Annotated in this window: 22 protein-coding genes and 3 pseudogenes; 18 read left to right on the forward strand and 7 right to left on the reverse strand. The window is 68.1% G+C overall.

From position 1 onward, the window contains the following. Positions 1-70: 70 nt before the first annotated feature. The 7 genes from gcvPA (at position 71) to HALNA_RS17465 (ending at position 7,805) form a co-directional block, all read left to right on the forward strand. Positions 71-1,405 carry an aminomethyl-transferring glycine dehydrogenase subunit GcvPA gene (gene gcvPA / locus HALNA_RS17435; RefSeq protein WP_049937617.1) on the forward strand — a complete coding sequence of 445 codons (1,335 nt, stop codon included), beginning with the start codon at positions 71-73 and terminating at the stop codon, positions 1,403-1,405. Further along, the gene (gene gcvPB / locus HALNA_RS17440; RefSeq protein ID WP_049937618.1) at positions 1,402-2,859 is read left to right on the forward strand and encodes an aminomethyl-transferring glycine dehydrogenase subunit GcvPB; all 1,458 of its coding nucleotides are present in this window, start codon (positions 1,402-1,404) and stop codon (positions 2,857-2,859) included. Before gcvPA ends, gcvPB begins: the two co-directional genes overlap by 4 nt. 74 nt (positions 2,860-2,933) lie before the next feature. After that, complete coding sequence (gene glyA, locus HALNA_RS17445; RefSeq protein ID WP_281172123.1) at positions 2,934-4,187, forward strand: serine hydroxymethyltransferase; 1,254 nt, start codon at positions 2,934-2,936, stop codon at positions 4,185-4,187. Between the two features lie 56 nt (positions 4,188-4,243). Further along, a complete protein-coding gene (gene lpdA, locus HALNA_RS17450; protein WP_049937620.1) occupies positions 4,244-5,668 on the forward strand; it encodes a dihydrolipoyl dehydrogenase in 1,425 nt (474 codons plus the stop codon). A 238-nt stretch (positions 5,669-5,906) separates the two neighbouring features. Further along, positions 5,907-6,296 (forward strand): ferredoxin Fer, encoded by a 390-nt coding sequence (fer, locus tag HALNA_RS17455; protein ID WP_049938115.1) that lies wholly within the window; start codon positions 5,907-5,909, stop codon positions 6,294-6,296. A 94-nt stretch (positions 6,297-6,390) separates the two neighbouring features. Then, a complete protein-coding gene (locus HALNA_RS17460) occupies positions 6,391-7,392 on the forward strand; it encodes an A24 family peptidase (protein ID WP_049937621.1) in 1,002 nt (333 codons plus the stop codon). A gap of 152 nt (positions 7,393-7,544) precedes the next feature. Further along, positions 7,545-7,805, forward strand: a complete 261-nt coding sequence (locus HALNA_RS17465; RefSeq protein ID WP_049937622.1) for a HalOD1 output domain-containing protein — start codon at positions 7,545-7,547, stop codon at positions 7,803-7,805. A gap of 9 nt (positions 7,806-7,814) precedes the next feature. On the opposite strand, the gene HALNA_RS17470 is transcribed toward HALNA_RS17465, so the two are convergent. Together HALNA_RS17470 and HALNA_RS17475 are read right to left on the reverse strand one after the other, a co-directional pair. Then, positions 7,815-8,459: a DUF7344 domain-containing protein gene (locus HALNA_RS17470; RefSeq protein WP_157573608.1), complete on the reverse strand. Its 645-nt coding sequence runs from the start codon at positions 8,457-8,459 to the stop codon at positions 7,815-7,817. A 42-nt stretch (positions 8,460-8,501) separates the two neighbouring features. Next, the gene (locus HALNA_RS17475; protein ID WP_049937625.1) at positions 8,502-10,688 is read right to left on the reverse strand and encodes a bacterio-opsin activator domain-containing protein; all 2,187 of its coding nucleotides are present in this window, start codon (positions 10,686-10,688) and stop codon (positions 8,502-8,504) included. A gap of 93 nt (positions 10,689-10,781) precedes the next feature. Between HALNA_RS17475 and hisI the strand changes: the two genes are divergently transcribed. Further along, the gene (hisI, locus tag HALNA_RS17480; protein ID WP_049937626.1) at positions 10,782-11,150 is read left to right on the forward strand and encodes a phosphoribosyl-AMP cyclohydrolase; all 369 of its coding nucleotides are present in this window, start codon (positions 10,782-10,784) and stop codon (positions 11,148-11,150) included. Next, positions 11,147-12,271 carry a DUF7118 family protein gene (locus tag HALNA_RS17485; RefSeq protein WP_049937627.1) on the forward strand — a complete coding sequence of 375 codons (1,125 nt, stop codon included), beginning with the start codon at positions 11,147-11,149 and terminating at the stop codon, positions 12,269-12,271. The genes hisI and HALNA_RS17485 overlap by 4 nt, the downstream gene beginning before the upstream one ends. On the opposite strand, the gene glmM is transcribed toward HALNA_RS17485, so the two are convergent. Continuing rightward, positions 12,268-13,620 (reverse strand): phosphoglucosamine mutase, encoded by a 1,353-nt coding sequence (glmM, locus tag HALNA_RS17490; protein ID WP_049937628.1) that lies wholly within the window; start codon positions 13,618-13,620, stop codon positions 12,268-12,270. The two genes, HALNA_RS17485 and glmM, sit on opposite strands and share 4 nt — an antisense overlap. Before the next feature lie 106 nt (positions 13,621-13,726). Here glmM and hisA point away from each other — a divergent pair, with 106 nt between their 5' ends. The 3 genes from hisA to HALNA_RS17505 all read left to right on the forward strand — a co-directional run bounded on the left by hisA (position 13,727) and on the right by HALNA_RS17505 (position 15,381). After that, positions 13,727-14,449 (forward strand): 1-(5-phosphoribosyl)-5-[(5-phosphoribosylamino)methylideneamino]imidazole-4-carboxamide isomerase, encoded by a 723-nt coding sequence (gene hisA, locus HALNA_RS17495; RefSeq protein ID WP_049937629.1) that lies wholly within the window; start codon positions 13,727-13,729, stop codon positions 14,447-14,449. Positions 14,450-14,486: 37 nt separating this feature from the next. Continuing rightward, entirely contained in the window at positions 14,487-15,071 is a 585-nt protein-coding gene (gene hisB, locus HALNA_RS17500) for an imidazoleglycerol-phosphate dehydratase HisB (protein WP_049937630.1), read from the forward strand. Between the two features lie 73 nt (positions 15,072-15,144). Continuing rightward, positions 15,145-15,381: a hypothetical protein gene (locus tag HALNA_RS17505; protein WP_049937631.1), complete on the forward strand. Its 237-nt coding sequence runs from the start codon at positions 15,145-15,147 to the stop codon at positions 15,379-15,381. Here HALNA_RS17505 and HALNA_RS17510 read toward each other — a convergent pair. Then, positions 15,378-16,352 carry a C-terminal binding protein gene (locus HALNA_RS17510; RefSeq protein ID WP_049937632.1) on the reverse strand — a complete coding sequence of 325 codons (975 nt, stop codon included), beginning with the start codon at positions 16,350-16,352 and terminating at the stop codon, positions 15,378-15,380. The two genes, HALNA_RS17505 and HALNA_RS17510, sit on opposite strands and share 4 nt — an antisense overlap. Before the next feature lie 135 nt (positions 16,353-16,487). Between HALNA_RS17510 and HALNA_RS17515 the strand changes: the two genes are divergently transcribed. Both HALNA_RS17515 and HALNA_RS17520 read left to right on the forward strand, forming a co-directional pair. Then, positions 16,488-16,988, forward strand: a complete 501-nt coding sequence (locus HALNA_RS17515; RefSeq protein WP_049938116.1) for an amino acid-binding protein — start codon at positions 16,488-16,490, stop codon at positions 16,986-16,988. Continuing rightward, positions 16,988-17,593 carry an IMPACT family protein gene (locus HALNA_RS17520; RefSeq protein WP_049937633.1) on the forward strand — a complete coding sequence of 202 codons (606 nt, stop codon included), beginning with the start codon at positions 16,988-16,990 and terminating at the stop codon, positions 17,591-17,593. The genes HALNA_RS17515 and HALNA_RS17520 overlap by 1 nt, the downstream gene beginning before the upstream one ends. Positions 17,594-17,799: 206 nt before the next feature. Here HALNA_RS17520 and upp read toward each other — a convergent pair whose 3' ends face one another. Together upp and HALNA_RS20725 are read right to left on the reverse strand one after the other, a co-directional pair. Then, positions 17,800-18,474 (reverse strand): uracil phosphoribosyltransferase, encoded by a 675-nt coding sequence (gene upp, locus HALNA_RS17525; protein ID WP_049937634.1) that lies wholly within the window; start codon positions 18,472-18,474, stop codon positions 17,800-17,802. 75 nt (positions 18,475-18,549) lie between these two features. Then, complete coding sequence (locus tag HALNA_RS20725) at positions 18,550-18,726, reverse strand: hypothetical protein (RefSeq protein WP_169719059.1); 177 nt, start codon at positions 18,724-18,726, stop codon at positions 18,550-18,552. Between the two features lie 79 nt (positions 18,727-18,805). Between HALNA_RS20725 and HALNA_RS21800 the strand changes: the two are divergent. The 3 pseudogenes from HALNA_RS21800 to HALNA_RS21260 form a co-directional block, all read left to right on the forward strand. Then, positions 18,806-19,168, forward strand: a pseudogene (locus tag HALNA_RS21800) (AAA family ATPase); the annotation flags it as partial. Between the two features lie 51 nt (positions 19,169-19,219). After that, positions 19,220-19,786: pseudogene (locus HALNA_RS21805) on the forward strand (hypothetical protein); the annotation flags it as partial. 6 nt (positions 19,787-19,792) lie between these two features. Continuing rightward, a pseudogene (locus HALNA_RS21260) lies at positions 19,793-20,413 on the forward strand (replication factor C small subunit); the annotation flags it as partial. Here the strand turns inward: HALNA_RS21260 and HALNA_RS17535 are convergent. Continuing rightward, positions 20,401-21,111 carry a DUF429 domain-containing protein gene (locus HALNA_RS17535; protein WP_049937636.1) on the reverse strand — a complete coding sequence of 237 codons (711 nt, stop codon included), beginning with the start codon at positions 21,109-21,111 and terminating at the stop codon, positions 20,401-20,403. The pseudogene HALNA_RS21260 and the gene HALNA_RS17535 sit on opposite strands and share 13 nt — an antisense overlap. A gap of 130 nt (positions 21,112-21,241) precedes the next feature. Here HALNA_RS17535 and alaS point away from each other — a divergent pair, with 130 nt between their 5' ends. Next, positions 21,242-24,013: an alanine--tRNA ligase gene (gene alaS / locus HALNA_RS17540; RefSeq protein ID WP_049937637.1), complete on the forward strand. Its 2,772-nt coding sequence runs from the start codon at positions 21,242-21,244 to the stop codon at positions 24,011-24,013. Positions 24,014-24,046: the final 33 nt, after the last annotated feature.

Consider the following 24,046-nt stretch of genomic DNA (forward strand, 5'->3'; position numbering starts at 1 on the left):
ATTACTACAGAACATGTAAAATGCTGTACAGCGTCGAATATATACGTCGAGCGGCCTGAGTTTCGTTGACATGCCGTACGCGACTCACTCCGACGCTGAGCGATCGGCGATGCTCGACGCGGTCGGGGTATCGGACCCCGACGAACTGTTCGACATCCCCGAATCGGTTCGGTTCGACGGCGAGTACGGGATCGAGGGCCGGTCGGAGCGGGCGACCCGCGCGGCCGTCGAGGGTATCCTCGACGAGTCGCCCGATCTGACCGAGTTCCTCGGCGGTGGTCACTACGACCACTACGTCCCCTCCGTGGTCGATCACCTCTCGTTGCGCTCGGAGTTTCTCACCAGTTACACGCAGTACCAACCCGAGATCACACAGGGGTTCCTGCAGGCCCTGTTCGAGTTCCAGTCGCTCGTCGTGGAGTTGACCGGCCTGGGCGTCGCCAACTGCTCGATGTACGACCGCGCGACGGCGCTGGGCGAAGCCGCCCTGCTCGCCGACCGGGTGCGTCAGTCGAGCGGCGAGACGGTCCTCGTCCCCGAGAGCCTGCCCGACCGGGTGCGGTCGGTGCTTGACAACTACACCGACGGTCCGGACATCGGCGTCGACACCTACCCCACGAGCGGGGGGACGGTCGACGTGGACGCCCTCGCCGCCCGGGTCGACGACGACGTGTCACTGGTCTACGCCGCGACGCCGAACGCCCGCGGGGTGCTCGAACCCGACCTCGGCGCGGTCGGTGACCTCGCGGCCGACCACGACGCCCTGTTCTGTGTCGGCTCCGACGCGGTTGCCCTGTCGGTGCTCGAACCCCCCGAATCGTACGGTGCGGACGTGGTCGTCGGCGACGCCGGCGTCCTCGGCCTGCCGACGACCTACGGGATGGGCCTCGGCCTCTTCGCCTGCCGCGAGGAGTTCCTCCGACAGGTGCCGGGACGGCTCGTCGGCGCCAGCGAGGACGGCGCGGGGAATCGTGCGTACACGCTGACCCTGCAGACCCGCGAACAGCACATCCGCCGGGAGCGCGCCACCTCGAACATCTGCACGAACCAGGCGTGGCTGGCGCTCCGGGCGGCCATCCACGCCGCGTGGCTCGGCCCAGACGGCCTCGTCGAGTTGGCCGAGGAGTGCGTGACGGGCATCGAGGAGACCTGCGAGCGGATCGACGCGCTCGACGGCTTCACCGCGCCCGTCTACGACGGCCACCACTTCCGCGAGGCGCTGGTCGACTGTGCGGAGCCTGCGAGCGACGTGATCGACCGATGCCGGGAGGCCGGTATCGCCCTCCGGACCGTCGAGGACGGCGGCGAGGAGCGACTGGCCGTCTGCGTGACCGACACCAACCGCGAGCAGGTGGACGCGCTGCTCGACGCCCTCGCGCCCGAGACGGAGGTGCCTGCCGTATGAGCCAGGAACGTCGCGAGCGATCCGACGACTCCGGCGAGGCGACCGATCCGCCCCACCAGCAGACGCGCTGGTACGCGGGCGGGCAGTACGAACCGCTCCTGAGCGAGAAGCGCTCGAAGTCGGTGGGCGTCGAGTCGTCGCTACCGGACGACCTGACGCGTGACGAACTCGAACTCCCCGCGCTCGCGGAGCCGGAGGTGTCCCGGCACTACACGCGGCTCTCCCAGATGAACTTCGGCATCGAATCCGGCACCATCCCGCTGGGGTCGTGTACCATGAAGTACAACCCCAAATTCACGGAGGACGTGGCGGCCCACCGGGGCAACCGGGTGCATCCCCACCGCGCCGACGCCGACAAACAGGGGGTTCTCCACCTGCTGTACGACCTCCAGGAGACGCTCGCGACCATCGGCGGGATGGACGCGGTGACGCTCCAGCCGCCGGCGGGCGCGGCGGGCGAGTTCACGGGCATCCAGGTGGCGAAGGCCTACCACGACGCGAACGGCGACGACCGGAGCGAGGTGATCGTCCCGGAATCGGCCCACGGAACCAACTTCGCCAGCGCGTCGATGGCCGGCTACGACGTGGTCGAACTCCCGTCGAACGAGGACGGGCGCGTCGAGGTCGACGCCCTGGAGGCGGCGGTGAACGACGACACCGCCCTCCTGATGCTCACCAACCCCAACACGCTCGGGTTGTTCGAGCGGTCGATCGAGGAGATCGCCGAGATCGTCCACGACGCGGGCGGCCTGCTCTACTACGACGGCGCGAACCTCAACTCCCTCTTGGGGAAGGCCCGCCCCGGCGACATGGGCTTCGACATCATGCATTTCAACCTGCACAAGACGTTCGCGACGCCCCACGGCGGCGGCGGGCCGGGACAGGGGCCGATCGGCGTCGGGGAAGCCCTCGCGTCCTTCCTCCCGACCCCGCAGGTCCGCGAAACCGACGAGGGGTACGAGACGTACGAACCCGACCACACCATCGGCCGGGTCCACGAGTTCGTGGGTAACTGGCTGGTGCTGGTGAAAGCGTACGCATACATCCTGCGCCACGGCGACGAGGGGTTGGAGACCGTGAGCGAAACCGCCGTTCTCAACGCCAACTACCTCGCCTCGCGGATCGAGTACGAGGTGCCGTACGGCCCCTTCCACCACGAGTTCGTCGCGAGCGCGGACGCCGACGCGGGCGACGTGGCGAAGTCGATGCTCGATCACGGCGTCCACCCGCCGACGACGAAGTGGCCCGAAATCGTCGACGAGGCGCTGATGACGGAGCCGACGGAGACCGAATCCAAGCGGCGACTCGACGACCTCGCGGCGGCGTTCAACGCCGTCACGGGGATGGCCGAGGACGACCTGGCCGAGACGCCGCGGACGACGACGGCCCGGCGGATCGATCAGGCCTCCGCGGCCCGGAACCCGCGGCTGTCGTGGCACGCGCTGGACGAGTAGTCCGGGTCCCGATTTTGCGGGAACGTTTGTGAACGACCACGCTACTTATGCCGCTGTTTTCCCTGATTCGACGTGTGACATCGAGCCACTCGCACCTACAGGAGACCGACCCCGCGGTCGCCGAAGCCATCGCGGGCGAGGAGCGACGGCAGGAGACCAACCTGGAGATGATCGCGTCGGAGAACCACGTCTCCGAGGCGGTGATGGAGGCCCAGGGAAGCGTCATGACGAACAAGTACGCCGAGGGCTACCCCGGCGAGCGCTACTACGGCGGCTGTCAGCACATGGACACCGTCGAGACCCTCGCCATCGACCGCGCGACGGAACTCTTCGGCGCCGATCACGTCAACGTCCAGCCCCACAGCGGGACGCAGGCGAACATGGGTGTCTACTTCGCGGTGCTGGAGCCCGGCGACCGCGTCATGTCGCTGGACCTGAACCACGGCGGCCACCTCAGCCACGGCCACCACGTCAACTTCTCCGGCCAACTCTACGAGGTCGAACAGTACGGCGTCGACCCCGAGACGGGCTACATCGACTACGACGAACTGGCCACACAGGCCGCCGAGTTCGATCCCGACATGATCGTCAGCGGCTCCTCCGCCTACCCCCGCGAGTTCGACTGGGAACGCCTCGGCGCCATCGCCGACGACGTGGGCGCCTACCACCTCTCGGATATCGCTCACATCACCGGCCTCGTCGCCGCGGGCGTCCACTCCTCGCCCGTCGACCACGCCGACTTCGTGACGGGGAGTACGCACAAGACCATCCGCGCCGGCCGGGGCGGAATGATCATGACGACCGAAGAGTACGCCGACGCGGTGGATAAGGCCATCTTCCCCGGCGGGCAGGGCGGCCCCCTGATGCACAACATCGCGGGCAAGGCGGTCGGGTTCGGCGAGGCGCTCGAACCCGACTTCGTCGACTACGCGGAGCAGGTCGTCGCGAACGCGAAGACGCTCGTCGACGTGTTCACCGACGCGGGCATCCAGCCGGTGTCGGGCGGGACGGACAAACACCTCCTCCTGCTGGACCTGCGGGAGTCCCATCCGGACCTCACGGGCGAGGACGCGGAGGACGCCCTCGACGACGTGGGAATCACGGTGAACAAGAACACGGTGCCCGGCGAGACGCGGTCGCCGTTCGTCACCAGCGGCATCCGCATCGGGACGCCCGCGCTCACCACGCGCGGCATGGACACCGGGGCGATGGAGACGGTGGGCGAACTGATCGTCGACCGGCTGAACAACCCCGACGACGCCGACGTGGCGAGCGAGGTTCGTGACGAAGTGGACCGGCTCTGTGCCGAATTCCCCGTCTACGAATAAACGGTCGCCAATCCCTGCCAGTTTTTATAACCGGGCGCCTCCCGAGTGTGACCACCATGGTCGTCGGAGACGTCACGACCGGAACTGAAGTACTGGTTATCGGCGCGGGACCGGGCGGCTACGTCGCCGCCATCCGTGCCGCCCAGCGCGATTTAGACGTCACGCTGGTCGAACGCGACGCCTACGGCGGCGTCTGCCTGAATCGCGGGTGTATCCCGTCGAAGGCCTACATCACCGCGACGGGGGTCGCAGAGGACGCCGCGAACGCCGAGGAGATGGGTGTGTACGCCGATCCCGTCGTCGACCTCGCGACGATGCACGAGTGGAAGGAGGGGGTCGTCGACCGCCTCACCGGCGGCGTCGAGAAGCTCTGTAAGGCAAACGGCGTCGGCCTCGTCGAAGGGACGGCGAAGTTCGAAGACGAGGGGACGGTCCGGGTCGAACACGGCGGGGAGGGTCAGGGCGCGGAGACGATGACCTTCGAGCACTGCATCGTCGCGACGGGGAGTCGACCGATCGAACTACCCGGGTTCGACTTCGCCGACGACCCGGTCCTCGACTCGGCCGCGGCGTTGGATCTGGACACCGTCCCGGACCGCCTCGTGGTGATCGGTGCGGGCTACATCGGGATGGAGCTCTCGACGGTCTTTGCCGACCTCGGGAGCGACGTGACCGTGGTGGAGATGCTGGACGGCGTCCTCCCGGGGTACGAGGACGACGTGTCGCGGGTGGTGCGCAAGCGTGCCGAGTCGAAGGGGGTCGACTTCCAGTTCGGCGAAGGGGCGAGCGGGTGGCGCGACGCCGCCGACGGCGGTATCGTCGTCACCACGGAGACAGAGGACGGCGAGGAGTCGACGTACGGCGCCGACCGGGTGCTCGTCGCGGTGGGTCGGGAGCCGATCACCGACACCCTCGACGCCGCGAAAGTGGGGCTGGAGACGACCGACGGCGGCTTCTTCGAGACGGACGAGCGGTGTGAGACGGCCGTCGACGACATCTACGCCGTCGGCGACGTGGCCGGCGAACCGATGCTCGCCCACACGGCGTCGGCGGAAGGGATCGTGGCCGCCGAAGCCATCGCGGGCGAACCGGCGGCGTTCGACACGCGAGCCGTGCCTGCCGCCGTCTTCACCGACCCCGAAATCGCGACGGTGGGACTGACCGAGGCGGAGGCGAAGGCGGAGGGGTTCGACCCCGTCGTCGGCGAGATGCCTTTCAACGCCAGCGGGCGGGCGCTGACGCTCGGCGAAACCGAGGGGTTCGTCAGGATCGTCGCCAGCGAGGACGGCTTCGTCCTCGGCGCACAGATCGTCGGCCCGGAGGCCTCGGAACTGATCGCGGAGCCGACCCTCGCCATCGAGATGGGTGCGACGCTCTCGGACGTGGTGGCGACGGTCCACACCCACCCTACGCTCGCGGAGGCGGTGATGGAGGCGGCGGAGAACGCGCTCGGGCAGGCGATTCACACGCTCAATCGGTAGTCGGGACGCCCCCGACGGAGGCCGTCCGCGGCCTTCGGCCCGCGTGTTCAACCGATAGTCGTTACGCGGGGGCGATCGATGCCCGATTCGTTGACGCCGACGGTTACATACGTAGCCTGTCAAGAGACGGGGGGACGACGGCGACGCCCCCGAAATCGAACACGTTCGTCGGCAGTGAGGGCGTCAAGGCTTTGCCGAACAGCAAAGTCTAATGGGATGGCCGCTCAACCTTCGGCTGATGCCCACGGTAGAATACCTCAATTACGAAGTACTGGACGATCACGGCTGGGAAATGGACGACGACGACCTCTTCGAGAAGGCGGCGGACGCCGGTCTCGACGACGTCGACTACGGCTCGCTGGAGGTCAACGAGGGCGAGTACGTCCTCGAAGCGGCCGAGGCGCAGGGCTACGACTGGCCCTTCTCGTGCCGTGCCGGCGCCTGTGCGAACTGCGCGGCCATCGTCATGGAGGGCGATCTCGATATGGACATGCAGCAGATCCTCTCCGACGAGGAAGTCGAGGAGAAGGACGTCCGGCTGACCTGCATCGGTAGCCCGACGGCGGACGAGGTCAAACTCGTCTACAACGCGAAGCACCTCGATTACCTGCAGAACCGCGTCATCTGAGCCGGCAGTCTTCCGTTTTTTTGACACGCGACGACCGGTAGCGACCGCTCGGTAAGCCGGAAACCCTAATTTCTCCCCGCGTCCCTACTCGACAATGCTCGGGGCGACGACGGATCTGTTGCGGTTGATCGCAGTGCCCGCACTCGGGTGGGCGGCGTGGCGTGACGTGCGAACCCGCCGGCTCCCCAACCGGCTGTGGTACCCCCTCCTTGCCGTTGGCCTGCTCACCCTCGCCGTCGACGCGGCCGGCCACCTCCCGATGACGACCGTCGCCGACCGCCTCTTCGCCGTCCGCGTCGGCGTCAGCGTCCTGATCCTCGTTCCGCTTGCCTACGGTCTCTGGTGGATCGGGGGCTTCGGGGGCGCCGACGCCAAGGCGCTGATGACGCTGGCCGTCCTCTTTCCCACCTACCCCGTCTTCTACCTTCGGACCGGCGCGTATCCGCTCGTCACGACCACCCTCGGCGTGTTCTCGATGACCATCCTGACGAACGCGGTGCTCGTTGGCCTCTTCTATCCCCTCTATCTCGGCGTTCGAAACGCCCTCCGTGGCGATCTCTCGCTGGTCATGTTCGTCGGCCGACGAACGGACGTGTCGGCGCTTCTGCGCGAACACGGCCGCCTGTTCGAGACGACCGAAGGGCTCACTCGGAGCGGCCTCGACCTCGACGCCCTGCGGATGTATCTGCGGTGGCGCGGTACCACCCTCGCGGCGCTCCGGGCGTCGCCGTCGGCTCACCGCGACCCGACGAGCGTCGGTGAGACGTACGAGCCGACCGACGGGGCCGTCGACACCGGCACGGACGATGATCGCCCGACGCCGGTGGACGAGACCCGGACAGTCGAGAGGGCTCCCGACGACGCCGACCACGACGATCCCTGGGCGGCCGAGCGCTTCCTCGACGACATCGAGGGGAGCGCGTACGGCACGACACCGGAGACCCTCCGCGAGGGGCTGTGCGTCGTGACGACCCGCGAGACGGTGTGGCTCTCGCCCGGCGTGCCGTTCATCGTGCCCGTCTTCCTCGGCCTCGTTGTCGCGCTGATCTACGGGGACCTGCTTTTCGGGCTGTTGCGGGCGCTGGGCGTCGCGTGATAATGTTTACTGTAACTGTTTACCGGTGGGTCGCCGGAACGGGTCGGCGACCCGCCGGTAATGACTTCCAATAATCACTATGACGCCGCGCGAAGTAGTGCCACCGAACGGTGGAGATTAGTAGTATCCACCCGTATCGATCCGATATTCAGATGGTGGAAACGGAGTACGATCACGTTCGGCCCATCGGCGACGACGAGCACGCCAGCGAAGCCGTCATCAGAGCCGTCGCGGCCGTCTCCGATCGGTCGCCGCTGGATCTCCCGCCGCTTCAAGAGTCCGTCGACGTCGACGCACTCGATCTGCTTTTCGCATCGTCGACGGCGATCGAGGGGCTCCGATTCACGTACGCCGGCCACGACGTACTGGTCGAACCGGCCCGCGTCCACGTCCGTCGCGGGGACCGGCGGTAAGTTCCTCGGCTACTCGATATCGAGTCGGTCGAGACACGCCGCCAGCCGCGGCGTCGGGGTGACCGTCCGCGCGTCCGGATCGTACTCGATTACCTCGATAGCCGCCAGTTTCGGCAGGTCGACGTGGTGCAGGGCGATCGGGAGCCGCCGGTCGTCGTCGGGCTGTATCACGTCGTCACGCAGGCGCAGTTCGGCCGCGAGGTCCTTGAGGGCGAGGCGCCCGTCGTGGTCGGCGACGACCGACAGGATCACCCGACGGGACGGCCGGGCGAGGAGCGCGCTGACGACCGGCCACGCGGGGTCGTCGGGCGCTCCCAACGGCGGCGGCGAGATGTCGACCGCCGAAAGCGGGTCGTCGAGGCGGATTCCATCCGGCTGTCGGTCGATCCAGCCCACGGACTCCAGACCCGGGAGGCAGCGGTGCCGGAGGTCGAGCCGGATCGATCGCGGGTCGACATCGTCCACGACCGCACCGTCGCCGCGTTCCACAGCGGCGAGTCGGCGCCCGAGTTCGTCGACCGTCGTCGGCCGCGCTCGCGACTCGAGGATCGAGAGGATCCGTCGCTGCCGCGGATCGGCGACGATCGCCGATCGTTCGAGCCCCGCCCTCCCCCCCAGGAGTGGTTGCAGTTCGCCGTCCATGCACGTAGCCATACCCGTCGGCGGCATAGTTTATCTACCCAAAATATGTGAGTGTCACAGCTCGGCAAACACCACGTCGAGGAGTTTCCGCTCGGCCTTCCGGACGTGCTGGTGGAACGTCGAGGCGCCGATGTCGAGCGACGCCGCGATGTCCTCGCCGGAGCGGTGCCGCGGCCACGCGAAGAAACCGCCGAAATAGCCCGCTTCGAGCGCCGCCCGCTGCCGCTCGGTCAGGTTCTCCGCGAGCGTGTGCAGGACGCGCTGTGACGACGGGTGCTCGCGGATCACCTGTCGCTGGCTGACGACCCTGACCTCGAGCGGTGTCTCCTGAAGCCGCTCGACGACCCGCCGCACGTTCGTGCCCGGCGGGAACTGGACGGTCGCGCTGTACTCGCCGTCTTCGATCGTTCCCCCCTCGACGTTCCCGCCGTAGTCCGCGACGATCGAGGTCAGCGGCGGGTCCGCGAGGCGTTGTTCGAACCGTATCCGTCCGTCCTGCTCGTCGAACGTCCGCAGTTCCGTCCAGTCCGATCGGTCGTCACGCAGCGCGCGTATCGTCGTCATGGCGTCGCCGGTCGCCGTCCCGTAGACGAGGAACTCGTCGTCTCCGACCGGCGTCACGCGGTCGATGGTGATCGTCCCGTCTATCGTCCGCGAGTGCTCGACGAGTCCCGGAATCCGGATGTCGAGTTCGACGACCTCGTCGCTCATGAGTGCCCGCTTCCGATCGACGGCGGTGATCGCATGCCCGATCACGTCGCCCAGCTGGCCGAGCACCGCCCGCTCTTCCGCCGCGAACGCGTCCGGTCGCGTCGAGCAGACCCCGAGCACGTCGTAGACGATACCCCCGTGGACGACCGGAATCACCGCGGCTGCCCGATACCCGACCTCCCGGGCGTCGTCGTGCAACGGGCGACCGTCCTCCTGGGCGTTTCGGACGATCTGTAGCTCCGCGGTCCGGACGGCCTCGCCGACCAGTCCCTCGTTCTCGCCGGCGGCGGCCGCGATGTCGTCGAGATACCCCTCGACGCCGGCTTCTACCCGTGGCTCCACGCCCGGCCCGGCGTCGACCGCGCCGATCCAGGCCCCGCGGTACGAGTCGGAGGCCGCCAGCCGGTCACACACTACCCGCTCGATCTCCGCCCGCGTCGACTGCTCGATGACCGCCTCGGTGATCCCCCGGACCACGTCGTTGAGTTCGTCGAGGGCGGCCAGTTGCTCGCGCTGTCGCTCGAGTTCGCGTTCGTACTGGCGGCGTTCGGAGATGTCGGTGGCCATCAGGATTGCGCCGTCGAACTCGCCGTCGCGATAGACGGGGACGGCTCGCCCCGTGAAATACGCCTTCTTCCCGTAGATCGACTCGAACGGGAAGTCGAACTCGATGGTCTCGCCCTCCTGTAGCCGGTCGAAAAGATCCGCCTGCCCCGTCTCGACGATCGGTGGCAGTGTCCGGATATCCACGCCGATGGCGTCCGAAGACTCCATGTCGTCGGGGAGGCCGATGATCTCTTCGGCACGCGGATTCTCGTAGGTGATCCGTAACTCCTCGTCGAGGCGGAAGGTGCCGAACGGGGCGTTCTCCACCAACTCCTCGTTGAACTGGCGGGCATCCCGGAGTCGTCGCTCCTGTTCTTTGCGCTCGGTGATGTCGCGGACGACACAGATGATCCCGTCGTCGTCGGCGACGGTTAGCGAGAGATCCTGCGTGAAGGTACTCCCGTCTTGCCGCTGTCCGAGCACTTCGCCGCGCCACGCGCCGTCCTCGTACAGCGTCGGGATGATCTCCGCCTCGAACCGGTCGAGTTCCGACTCGGGGTAACACATCGACCAGTGGTCGCCGAGAAACGCCGTCGCGTCGTCGTAGCCGTACACCTCGACGTGGCTCTCGTTGACGTAGACGTACTCGCCGTCGTCGTCGGTGATGGCGATGCCGTCGATGGCCGACTCCATCATCCGGGACCGGCGCTCCAGTTCCCGGTCCCGGTGTTCCCCGGGCGTCTCGCTGCTTGTCGACCGCTCGTAGGCGGGCGGTCGCCACCAGACCCGCGCGTTCGAGCCAACCGACTTCGTGCGTACCGCCCCGCGGTCGGCGAGCGTCCGCAACCGCTTGTAGACGGTCCGACGGTTCGCGTCGAGTGCGTCCGCCACGTCGAGCGTGGTGAGCGGTTCGCACCGATCCTCGCGCCGGTCGAACACCGCCAGCGTCTCGGCGTAGATGTCCGTCCCCTGACTGGAGCCCATATCCGAGGCTTGGTACCGAGACACATAGTTCCGCCGGCGGAACTCCGGACCGGACGACACAAGACCTATCGGTGGAGCCGTCCTGTCTCGTCTATGACCGTCGAGGTGGATTTCGGCTCGGACGGCCTCGTCCCCACCGTCGCACAGGACGCCGACTCCGGCGAGGTGTTGATGCTGGCGTACGTTTCGCCCGAGGCACTCGACCGGACCCGCGAGACGGGGCGGGCGCACTACCACTCCCGGAGCCGTGACGAACTCTGGGAGAAGGGAGCGACGAGCGGCCACATCCAGCACGTTCGGGAGGTTCGGGTGGACTGTGACGGCGACACCCTGCTCTATCTCGTCGACCAGGACGGCGGCGCCTGTCACACCGGTTACCGCTCCTGTTTCTACCGGACCGTCGAGGGCGAAACCGTCGGCGAACGCGTCTTCGACCCCGACGAGGTGTACGATTCGGAATGAGCGACGCGGAGAGCGGCGTCGCGGCGGAGACGCTCCGTGACGCCCGCGAGGAACTCGCCGACGCGAGCGCCGCCGTCGAGGAGGCGGGGGAACGACGGCTCCGGACCGTCCGCGACGCCCACCGTGAGGCGACCGCCCTCCTCGACCGGTACGAGGGGAGGGCGACCGGGACCGGCGACTTCCGCGCGTACGTCGAGTTCCAGGAGAAGTTCGTCGAACTCGTCGAGGAACTCCCCGAGGACCTGCCGGCCCGGGAGGCGTTCGAGGCGGCGAACGAGCACCTCGACCAGCGCCGCCTCGGCGAGGACGACTTCGACCGGGCGCGGGAACTCCTCGAACCGGCGGCCGACCGTGCCGCCCTGCTCGGGGAGCGCGAGGACGCACGGGAGCGCTACGAGACGGTGCGACGCGACGCCCGGCGGCGACGGCGGGAACTCGACGACCGGATCGACGAACTGGAGCGCCTGCAACGCCTGGGCGAGGCCGATCTCGACGCCCCCGTCGAGCGCCTGCGTGATCCGGTCGCGTCCTACAACGAGGCCGTCGAGGAGGCGTGGCGGGAGTTCCGACGGACGGCGAGCGCCCGCGAACTCTTCCGCGTCGTCGAGGCGAGCGAGGCGTACCCCCTCGCCGCCTTCGAGCAGCCGCCGTCGGACCTGCGGGCGTACGTCGAGACGACGCCGGCGGGCGAGGAGCCGATTCCGACGCTCCTGGAGTACGCGGACTACTCGACGTCGAAGCTCTCACACTACGTCGACGACCCGGGCGCCCTCCGGACGCGGGTGTCGACGGGACGGACCTATCTCGAACGGCTGGACGCCGAGCCGTTGACGGTGTCGTGGCCGCCGCCGTCGGCCGACCGTCTCCGGTATCGGGCGGCCGAACTCGTCTCCGTCGTTGCCCGCTTCGCCCCCGAGGAGGTTGTCGCGGAGGCGCGTCGGCTCCGCCGCCTGCCCGACGAAGTGGCGTACGAGCACCTGCGCGAGACGGCGCTCGCTCGCGACGAACTCGACGCGGACGAACGGGAACGGCTGGAACGCGGGGCGGTCGAGGCGGAACTGAGCGCCGCCCGCGACGAACGCGAGCGGATCGAACGGGCGCTCGCCGAGACGGGGAGCTAGGCGTCGAGGTGGGCGCGCAGGTCGGCGACGAGACGCTCGGCCCGCGCCGCGTCCCGCGCCTCGGCGTAGACGCGGATCTTGGGTTCGGTGCCGCTGGGACGGACGAGCAGCCACGCGTCACCGTAGTCGAGACGGTAGCCGTCGGTCGTCTCGAGGTCGGCGTCGGCCCCGCGGGCGTAGGCCTCGGCGGCGTCGAGGAGCCGGTCGCGTTCGGCGTCGTCGTCGTAGGGCAGGTTCTCCCGGACCAGGTGGTAGTCGGTGTACGGCGCGACGACATCGCTCGCCGGCCGGTCGGCCGCTGCGAGGAGTTCGAGGAACTTCGCGGCGACGTAGGCGCCGTCGCGGGTCAGGCGGTGTTCGGGGAAGAAGACCCCGCCGTTGCCCTCGCCGGCGACGGGGACCCGGTCGCCCGCGTCGCGGCGCTCCTGTATCCGCGTGACGATGTGTGTCGAACCGATGGGCGTCAAATCGAGGTCGGCGTCCGCCTCGGCGACGGCGTCGACCAGTCGCTGTGAGACGTTGACCGCGGTGACGACGACATCGTCGGCGTCGATTTCGGCCGCCGCGAGCGCCGCGAAGGAGGTGTCGCCGTCGATGGTCTCCCCGCGTTCGTCGACGAAGATGGCGCGGTCGGCGTCGCCGTCGTGGGCGACCCCCAGGTCGGCGTCCGTCGAGCGAACGAGACGGCGGAGCGCGCTCAGGTTCCCGGCGACGGGTTCGGGGTCGCGGCCGGGGAAGCGGCCGTCCGGGTCCGCGTTGACCGTACGAACCGTACAGCCGAGTTCGCGGAGGAGGGCGGGCGACACCCGACAGCCGGCGCCGTGACCGGGATCGACCGCGACCGTCAGATCGGCGGCCGCGATGGCCTCGCGGTCCACGCCCGCGAGGAGGTCCGCACGGTAGTCGTCGGCCGCGCCGTCGATTCGGCGGGTGCGCCCGACGCCGTCCCAGGCGGCGACGGCGTCGACGGCGAAGACGTGCGTTTCGACCCGCTCGTACCCGTCGACGGACAGTTCCGTGCCGTCGTCGCCGAGGAGTTTGATGCCGTTGTACTCCGGGGGGTTGTGAGAGGCGGTGATGTGGACGGCGGGCACCCCCTCGGTCGCACAGTAGTACGCGACGCCGGGCGTCGGGAGCATGCCCAGTCGATCCACGTCGACGCCGGCGGCGGCGAGGGTGCCGGCAGCAACGTCGGTGAAGGGATGGCCCGAGAGGCGGGTGTCGCGGGCGACAGCGATTCTGTCGGCGTCCCAGACGGTTGCGGCGGCGGCCGCTACCTGCTGGACGAGTTCGGCAGTGAACCCCTCACCGACGACGCCGCGTGTACCGCTCGAACCGAACAGTTCCATCGAGGGATGGTCGGCGCGGAGGGCACAAATCCGTTGTGTCTGTGGTGTCTCGGACGGCTCCCGCCGTACCGGTCGGATTTTAGGCGCCCACGCCGTCCCGTCCGGTATGACGCAGTTCCCGGAGTTCGAGGTGATCCCCGCCGTCGATATGCAGGACAGCGAGGTGGTGCAACTGGTCCAGGGGGAGCGCGGCACGGAGAAACGCTACGGCGACCCCGTCGAGGCGGCGCGGCGGTGGGTCGACGCCGGCGCCCGAACCCTCCATCTGGTCGACCTCGACGGCGCCTTCGAGGGCGAACGCGCCAACGCGTCGGCGGTCGAAGCCGTCGTCGAGGCGGTGGACGTACCGATCCAACTCGGCGGCGGTATCCGGACCGCCGCGGACGCCCTGTCGCTGCTGGATCGGGGCGTCGACCGCGTGATCCTCGGCACCGCCGCCGTCGAGAACCCCGACATCGTCCGGACGATCAGCGACGAGCGACCGGGGAGCGTCGTGGTGAGTCTCGACGCGAAAGGCGACGAAGTGGTCGTCTCGGGGTGGACCGAAGGGACGGGGCTCGACCCCGTCGCGGCCGCCGAACGCTACGAGGAGTTGGGCGCCGGCGCCATCCTCTTTACCGACGTGGACGTGGAGGGAAAGCTGGAGGGGGTGCGGACCGAGCGGATCGAACGCCTCGCGGACGCGGTGGAGATACCGGTCGTCGCCAGCGGGGGCGTCGCCAGCCTCGACGACGTGCGGGCGTGCCGGGAAGCGGGCGCCGCGGCCGTCGTCGTCGGCACCGCGCTGTACGAGGGGGCGTTCACGCTGGCGGCGGCGATGGACGCGTAGGCGCAACCGACTTACGCACGCCCCGAGAGGATCGGATATGGACCGCACGGCCGCCCGGAGCCGCGAAACCGCGGAGACGACGATCGATCTGACCCTCGACGTGGACGGCGAGGGCGACGCCCGCGTCGACACCGGCATCGGCTTCTTCGATCACATGCTCGAATCCTTCGCCAAACACGGCCTGTTCGACCTCACAGTCGACTGCGACGGCGACCTGGAGATCGACGACCACCACACCGTCGAGGACGTGGCGCTCGTCCTCGGCGCGGCGTTCGACGAGGCCCTCGGCGACAAGCGCGGCATCCGCCGGTTCGCCGACCGGCGTGTCCCCCTCGACGAAGCCGTCGCGAGCGTCGTCGTCGACGTGAGCGGCCGCCCCCTCTATCGCTTCGACGGCGCGTTCTCCCAGGAGCGCGTCGGGGCGTTCACGAGCGCCATGGCGCGACATTTCGGTCGATCGCTGGCGATGCAGGCGGGGCTGACCCTCCACGTCGACGTGACGGGCGAGAACGCCCACCACGAGGTCGAAGCGCTGTTCAAGGCGCTCGCGCGCACGCTCGACGACGCTACCCGGATCGACGACCGACGCTCCGACACGCCGAGCACGAAAGGCGAGCTGTGAGACTCAACTACTGTCGTAGCTCGTTTCGACACCCGTCGTTAGTTATTTGATCGAGGGAGCCGAGTGGGCGGGTATGCAGGCGTTCGACAGGCTCGACAGCGACACCTCGAAGCTCGTGGTGCTTTACCTCCAGCGCGTAGGGGACGCGACGCCGGATCGGATCGCCGACCGCCTCCGACTGCCGCTTCTGACGGTGCTCGCGACCGTTCGCTACCTGGTCGAGGAGGGGCTGGTTCGCCGGCTGGACGGCTCGGATCGGGTCGTCCTGGCCGAGACGGCGCGGCCACGGCGTGACCGCCGGCCCGCTTAATCCAGCACCGCCTCGTTCACCACGGACGGCGGCACCTCGCCGACGAGCGCCGCCGCGACGTTCCGGGCGGCCTTCTCGCGGAGTTCGACGACGCTCTCGGCGGAGTTGTAGGCGGCGTGGGGCGTGAGGATCACGTCGTCGAGGTCGAGCAGCGGCGAGTCGTCGTCGGGCGGTTCCTCCGCGAGTACGTCGAGGCCGGCGCCGGCGATTTCGCCCACCCGGATCGCGTCGGCCAGCGCGTCCTCGTCGACGATGCCGCCGCGGGCGGTGTTGAGCAGGAACGCCGTCTCCTTCATCCGGGCCAGTTCGTCCGGACCGATCAGTCCCTCCGTCGCCGGTGTGAGCGGGGCGTGGATCGAGACGGCGTCCGATTCGGCGAGGAGGTCGTCCCGGTCGTCGACGAGCGTCACGGCCTCGCCCGCCACGTCGGTCTCGTCGAGGTAGGGGTCGTGAGCGAGGACGTCCATCCCGAGCGCTCGGGCCTTCTCCCCGACCGCCCGCGCGATGTCGCCGTAGGCGATCAGGCCGAGCGTCCCCCCGTCGAGGCGGCGCATCGTCCGCCCGGCGGTCACGTCCCACTCACCCGCCTCGACGCGGTCGTTGTAGTCGACGACCTTCCGCGCCAGGGCGAGCAGGAGGGCTATCGTGTGGTCCGAGACCTCGGGGATGCAGTAGTCCGGCACGTTCGTCACGTAGACGCCACGCTCGGTGGCGGCGTCCAGATCGACGTTGTCGAAGCCGATGCCGGTCCGGGAGACGACCCGGCAGTTGGGCATCAGATCGAGCAGGTCGGCGTCGACATCCGCGTACATCACGATGACACCGTCGGGATCGGCGTCGGCGAGGACGGTTTCGAGCGGGTCGTCGCGCGTCTCGGCGTCGACCAGTTCGGCGTCGACCTCGTCGAGGATGGCACGCTCGATGTCGAGGTCGGCGAAAGTGTGGTCGGTGAAGACGACGGTGTGGCGCATGGCTCGCCAATCAGCGGCCAAAAAGTAGTATGTGTCGAACGATGGGTGGCGACCACGCTCACGACCGATTCGAGCGCGTCGGGGCCGGCGGACGAAACCAAACACCGAAGCGGGATGCCCGCGAACCCCCTCGTCATGTTCGACGAGATCATGGGGAAATTCGAGGGGAGCCCGAGTCAACAGGCGGTGATCCGCCTCCTCCTCGAACGGGGCTTCTCCGTCAACGACGAGGGGCGAGTCGTCTCCGGCGGGATCGAGATTCCCAACACGGGAATCGCCCGCGAGATCGGCGTCGACCGCCGTGTCGTCGATTCGACGACCGATGTCATCCTCGGAGACCCCGAACTCCGCCGTATCTTCCAGAACATCACGGCCATCCCGAGCCTGATGGATCTAGCGCCCGTCTTGGACCTCTCGGTGCTCACGGTCTGGGTCGACGACGAGACGGAGTCGGGCATCGTCGCCGACGTGACGACGGCCATCGCGGACCGCGGCATCTCGATCAGGCAGGTGATCAGCGAGGACCCCGAGTTCGTCGACGACCCCAAACTGTACGTCATCACCGACGCCGCCCTGCCGGGGGACCTCCTGGTCGAGATTCGCGAGTTGCCGTACGTCCGCCGGGTCGAGTTCTGATGGGCGAGGCGTTTCTCACCGTCGCGGAGCGGGCACAGGCCGATTTCGAGGTGAAGGGCTCGGAGTTCATCGGCCACGTCGCCCCCGCCGACTCCGTCGCGGCCGCCGAGGCGTTCGCGAGCGAGGTGCGCGAGGCGTACGCAGACGCGACACACAACGTGCCCGCCTACCGCGTTCCGACGGGCGACGGCGGTATGCTCCGCGAGTGGTCGAGCGACGACGGCGAACCCACCGGGTCCGCGGGCAACCCCGCGCTGAACGTCCTCGTCCAGCGCGACCTGCGAAACGTCGTCGCGGTCGTCACCCGCTACTACGGCGGCGTCAACCTCGGCGTCGGCGGATTGGCGCGGGCGTACGCCCGGGGCGTGAGCGACGCGGTGGCGGCGGCGGGCGTCGTCGAGGAACGACCCCACGAGCGGTTCGTCGCCACGGTCGACTACGACGACTCCGGCACCGTTCGCGGCATCCTCGAAAGCGCCGGCGTCGAGTTCGACGCCACCTACGAGGCACGGGCGAGTTTCGAGGTGCGCGTCCCCGTCGAGGACGGGGCGGGGCTCCGGGACCGCCTGCGGAGTGCAACCGGTGGCCGGGTCGAACTGTCCTAACACTGTCGGTTGTAACTGTTTCGAGATATTCGCCATCTTAGGATGGCGAATATCTCGATTGACTTACAGCCGGCAGTATGACTCACAGCCGACAGTATACGGATGACTACGGACCGGTATGGAGCCGTCCACGGGTCGGTCTCGGTGGAGATTATCGACGCTCGAATCCGGCGTCGTCGGTCGAGGTTCGACCTGAAAGGGAGGGGTTATTTGGTGCGGAACGCCCGGTCGCCAGCGTCGCCGAGGCCGGGGACGATGAAGCCGTTCTCGTCGAGGTGGTCGTCGATAGCGACGGTGAGGAGGTCGGCCTCGGGGACGGCCTCGCCGACACGGAGGAGGCCGTCCGGGGCGCTCACCGCAGAGAGGACGAAGAGGTTCTCCGGATCGGCGTCTTCGAGAACGTAGCCGAGGACGGCCGACATCGTCGATCCGGTGGCGAGCATCGGGTCGGCGACGATGACGGTGTCGGTGTCCTTGATCTCGGGGAGTTTCACGTAGTCGACGGTGATGGGGAACTCGCCGTCCTCGTTCATCCCGGCCTCCTCGTCGCGGCCGGCGCTGATGACACCCTGTTTGGCGCGGGGGAAGGCCTTCAACAACCCCTCTACGAAGGGCGTCGCTGCACGGAGGACGTTGATGATCACCACGTCGTCTAAGCCTTTCACGCGCTCGCCGGTCGTCTCGGCCAACGGCGTCTCGATGGCGACGTACTCGGTGTCCATCGCGCCGTCGATGATCTCGTAGCCACAGATGCGCCCGAGTTTCACCAGGCCCTTCCGGAAGGCCACTTGCTCGGTCGTCACGTCCCGAATCTTCGAGAGCGTATCCTTGGCGAGGGCGTGAGTGACGAGATACGCCTCGTCGCGGTCCTCGATGGTCATACACCTACACCGCGAGTCGAGGCTAATAAAACGCGCTATCGTCGTGTCCGCTCGGCCGACCGGGACACATCCGCGTCACCGCGTCACGAGATACGTCACGCCCATCAACAGGAGCGCGAGCGACGCGACGTTCCAGATCGTAAATCCCACCAGATCGATAACGGAGAGTCCCCAGACGACGCCGACCGCGAACACCGAAGAGAGGAGGAGATTCATCACGAAGAGTACGCGCGGGTCGCCCTGCGAGGCCATACCTCGTGGTGGTCCGGGGGCGTACTTAATACTCCCCGGTCTCGGGGAGTTTATGTGCGGACCGGCCCCTCCGTATGGTATGAGCGAGGCCGAGTCCGAGGGCGCGACCGGACGGGAAATCTGGATCGAGAAGTACCGTCCGGAGACCCTGGAGGACGTGCACGGACAGGACGACATCGTCGACCGTCTGCGGAGCTACATCGATCAGGACGACCTGCCGCACCTTTTATTTTCAGGTCCTGCAGGCGTGGGTAAAACTACTTGTTCCACAGCTATTGCGCGTGAAATTTATGGCGACGACTGGCGGGGCAACTTCCTCGAACTCAACGCCTCCGACCAGCGGGGGATCGACGTGGTGCGCGACCGAATCAAGAACTTCGCGCGGTCGAGTTTCGGCGGCTTCGACTACCGGATCATCTTCCTCGACGAGGCCGACTCGTTGTGCGTGCCGCCCGGGACCGAAGTCGTCACCGGATATCCGTCGAGTCCGGAGGTGAAACCCATCGAGGAAGTGAGTGAAGACGGTGAGCCGATCCCATCAGTCGACTTCGAGACGAACGAGATCCAGTCCGACAAGGGGAAACTCGTCGACTCCGGCGTCGCGGATTTCTTCGAACTCGAACTGGAAGATGGCCGGACGATACTGGCGAGTCTGACTCACCCCTTCTTCGTCGTCGACGAGGACGGGCGACTCGTCGAGACGGAGCTTCGGGACCTGTCTCCGGGCGACGAAATCGCTGATTTCAAAGACGACATCGGCGTGTCGCAGTGTGAAATCTGTGACGCATGGACTGCGGGCCGGTTCTGCTCGGTCGACTGCAAAGACGAGGGACACAGCCGCGACATGCTCGGAGAGAAGAACCTCGTCGGCGATGGTGATCTCCCTCAGCACGAGCACTACGAACGTACCGAGTTCGAACCCGCGGTCCTGTCGGACGGTGGCCTCAAGCCGGTCCGGACGGTCGGTATCAGCCGCATCGACTACAGCCACCGTGGCGAAGCCTACAACATCAGCATGGATGGAACGCCGAACTTCATGCTCGCTAACGGGATTTTGACCCACAACACCTCCGACGCCCAGTCGGCCCTCCGCCGCACGATGGAGCAGTTCGCCGACAACACCCGCTTTATCCTCTCGTGTAACTACTCCAGTCGCATCATCGACCCGATCCAGTCCCGGTGTGCGGTGTTCCGGTTCTCGCCGCTTCCGGACGCGGCCATCGCGACACAGATCGAGGAGATCGCCGCCGCGGAGGGCATCGAGATGACCGACGACGGCCTCGACGCGCTGGTCTATGCCGCCGGCGGTGACATGCGCCGTGCCATCAACACGTTGCAGGCGGCGGCGACGACGGGCGAACTCGTCGACGACGAGGCGGTCTATACGGTGACGAGCACCGCCCGCCCCGAGGAGATCGAGTCGATGGTCGAGGCGGCCATCGCGGGCGACTTCCCGCGGGCGCGCTCGACGCTCGAAACCCTCCTCGTCGACTCGGGGATGGCCGGGGGCGACGTGATCGATCAGCTACACCGGTCGGCGTGGGAGTTCGACCTCGACGAGCGTCGGACGGTCCAGCTGATGGAGCGACTGGGCGAGGCCGACTACCGCATCACCGAGGGCGCGAACGAACGGGTGCAGTTGGAGGCGATGCTGGCGGCGCTGGCGCTGGACGATCAGGACGGATAGACGATCACCCGCCGGTCGTCCACGTTCCGCTTCTCGGGGAGGACGCCGAACGACCCCTCGCCCGCCGTGAGCGCGAGCGCCGCCGCGTCGAGTACGTCGTCGAGGCGACCGGACTGGATGCGGTGGTGCCACTGCGGGTCGTCGCGGCGCGACTCGACGAAGCGTCGCACCTGCGTGCCGAACGCCTCGTCGACGGTTTCGAGGATCGACAGCCGGGCGTCGAGCCCCGCCGCTTCCAGCTTCGATCCGGGGTCGTCGGCGCCCGTCCGGGCCGCGAAGCGCGCGTAACACACCTCCGGGTGGCTCTCGTACACCTGCGCTTCGGCCTCGGGGTGGGCGTCGAGAAAACAGTCCACCTCGCGGATGCGGGGGACGAGCCCCCAGCTTTGACTGCCGAGTCGACCGCCGTTTTCCGCGCGGGCCGCCTCGTAGCCGTCGGCCTCGACGGCGGCGCGACGGGGCACGTCGAAGACGGAGCTCTGGCGCTCGCCGAGCATCGAGGCGGCGGCCCGGTCGCAGTCCCGGGGCGGCGTCTCCGGCAGACCGATGGGGATGTCGACGAGGATGGCGTCGGCGTCCGGGTGGGCCCGCCACACGTTGAGGACGGTCGGTTCGGTGGTGATCGTCACGTCGCCGTCGTCGAGTGCGACGACGACCCAGCAGCCACGCGCCCAGTCGACGCCGAGTGCCGTGGTCATGTAGGAGGTGGGACGGCCAGCATCATAAGTCGTCGAATTCGGGCGACTGCGCCGCGGCGTGTGCCCCGAAATCGAGCGAGACGCCCGGTCCCGGAACTGTTTTAGGCGGAGACTGGCCAAAGAGGAGGTAATGAGCGAACTCGAAGCGGCCTACCGTCTCGACTACTTCGAGGAGGAGGGATTCACTCGACAGGAGTGTGCCTCCTGTGGCGCGCATTTCTGGTCGCGCGTCGAGCGCGACACCTGCGGCGAGCCACCCTGTGACGACTACAGCTTCATCGGCAATCCGGGCTTCGACGGGGAGCGCACGCTGGAGGAGATGCGGGAGGCGTTCCTTTCTTTCTTCGAGGAGAACGATCACGAGCGCATCGACCCGTACCCGGTCGCGGCGAACCGCTGGCGCGACGACGTCCTCCTGACCCAGGCGTCTATCTACGACTTCCAGCCCCTGGTCACGTCGGGGGAGACGCCGCCGCCCGCGAACCCACTGACTATCAGCCAACCCTGCATTCGGATGCAGGACATCGACAATGTGGGCAAGACCGGCCGCCACACGATGGCCTTCGAGATGATGGCTCACCACGCCTTCAACGTCCGCGAAGACGCCGAAGACGACTACGCCTACGAGGGCGAGGTGTACTGGAAAGACGAGACGGTCGAGTACTGCGACGCCTTTTTCGAGCACATGGGCGCCGACCCCGTAGAGGTCACGTACATCGAGGACCCGTGGGTCGGCGGCGGCAACGCGGGGCCGGCGTTCGAGGTGATCTACCGCGGCCTCGAACTCGCCACGCTCGTGTTCATGTCGATGGAACAGGACCCCGACGGCGAGTACGAGATGAAAGACGGCAACCGCTACAGCCCGATGGACACCTACATCGTCGACACGGGCTACGGGCTGGAGCGGTGGACCTGGATGACACAGGGGACGCCGACGGTGTACGAGGCCGTCTATCCGGAGATGATCGACTTCCTCACCGATCACGCGGGGATCGATCACAGCGACGAGGAGCGGGATCTGATCCGCGACGCCGCCCGCCTCTCGGGCTATCTCGACATCGACGAAATCGAGGATCTGGCGTCGGCCCGCGCCGAGGTGGCGGGCGAACTCGGCGTCGACGCCGAGCGTCTCACCGACCTGCTCGAACCCCTCGAAGACATCTACGCCATCGCCGACCACTGCCGAACCCTCGCGTATATGCTCGGCGACGGCATCGTGCCCTCGAACGTCGGCACGGGCTATCTTGCGCGGATGGTACTCCGGCGGACCAAACGCCTCGTGGACGGGCTGGGCATCGACGCGCCGCTCGACGAACTCGTCGATATGCAGGCCGAACGGCTGGACTACACCAACCGCGATACGATCCGCGACATGGTGCGGACGGAGGAAAGGAAATACCGCAAGACGCTCGAACGCGGCCAGCGGAAAGTCGAAGGGATCGCGGAGGAGTACGCCGCGCGCGACGAGTCCATCCCCCGAGAGACGCTGATCGAGCTCTACGACTCCCACGGCATCCAGCCGGACATGGTGGCCGAAATCGCCCGCGAGTACGGCGCGGCCGTCGACGTGCCCGACGACTTCTACGGGCTGGTCGCGGCGCGACACGAGGGCGAGGGGGCGTCCGAGGCCGCCGCCGAGCGCGACGACCGCCTCGCGAACCTTCCCGAGACCGACCGCCTGTTCTACGACGACCAGGAGCGCACGGAGTTCGAGGCGGTCGTCCTCGACGTGTTCGAACGCGAGGAGGGGTTCGACGTGGTGCTCGACCAGACGATGTTCTACCCCGAGGGCGGGGGGCAGCCGGCCGACACGGGCACCCTCTCGACGGACGAGACGACAGTCGAGGTCACGGACGTACAGCGCCGTGACGGCGTGATCCTCCACCGGACCGACGGCAACCCCGGCAAGGGCGAGTTCGTCCGCGGTCGGATCGACGCCGAGCGCCGGTTCAGCCTGATGCGCCATCACACCGCGACCCACGTCGTCGGCTACGCCGCCCGGCAGGTGCTCGGCGACCACGTCCGACAGGCCGGCGCCCAGAAGGGGACCGGCCAGTCCCGCCTCGACGTGCGCCACTTCCGTCGGATCAGCCGGTCGGAGGTGAAAGAGATCGAACGCGTCGCCAACGAGGTGGTGACGGACAACCGCCCGGTCACACAGGAGTGGCCGGACCGCCACGAGGCGGAGGCGAAACACGGCTTCGACCTCTACCAGGGCGGGGTCCCGCCGGGCCAGCAGATCCGGCTCATCCACGTCGAGGACGACGTGCAGGCGTGTGCGGGGACACACGTCTCCCGGACCGGTGACATCGGCGCGATCAAGATTCTCAAGACCGAGCCGATCCAGGACGGCGTCGAGCGCATCGTCTTCGCGGCGGGATCGGCGGCCATCGAGGCGACCCAGCGCACCGAGGACGCCCTCTACGGCGCGGCCGACGTGCTCGACGTATCGCCCGAGGCGGTGCCCGAGACGGCCGAGCGCTTCTTCGAGGAGTGGAAGGAACGGGGCAAACGGATCGACCGTCTCAAAGAGGAACTCGCGGAGGTGCGCGCGGCCGCGGCCGACGCCGACGAACTGGAGGTCGCCGAAGGCGTCACGGCCGTGATCCGACGGATGGACGCCGACGCCGACGAACTCCGCGCCACCGCGAACGCCATCGTCGACGAAGGGTCGGTGGCCGTCCTCGGGAGTGCACAGGGCGGGAGCGCCCAGTTCGTCGTCGGCGTGCCCGACGGCGTCGACATCAACGCTGGAGAGGTCGTGGGGCGCCTCGCGGGGCAGGTCGGCGGCGGCGGCGGCGGCCCGCCGGACTTCGCGCAGGGGGGCGGCCCCGACGTGGACGCCCTCGACGACGCCCTCGACGAGGCGCCCGAGGTGCTCCGGGCGACCCGGAACGCGTAGCGGGGGCGCGTTCGTTCGGCCGCGGCTATCACT

The sequence above is a fragment of the Haloplanus natans DSM 17983 genome, from assembly GCF_000427685.1.
GTDB classification, from domain to species: domain Archaea; phylum Halobacteriota; class Halobacteria; order Halobacteriales; family Haloferacaceae; genus Haloplanus; species Haloplanus natans.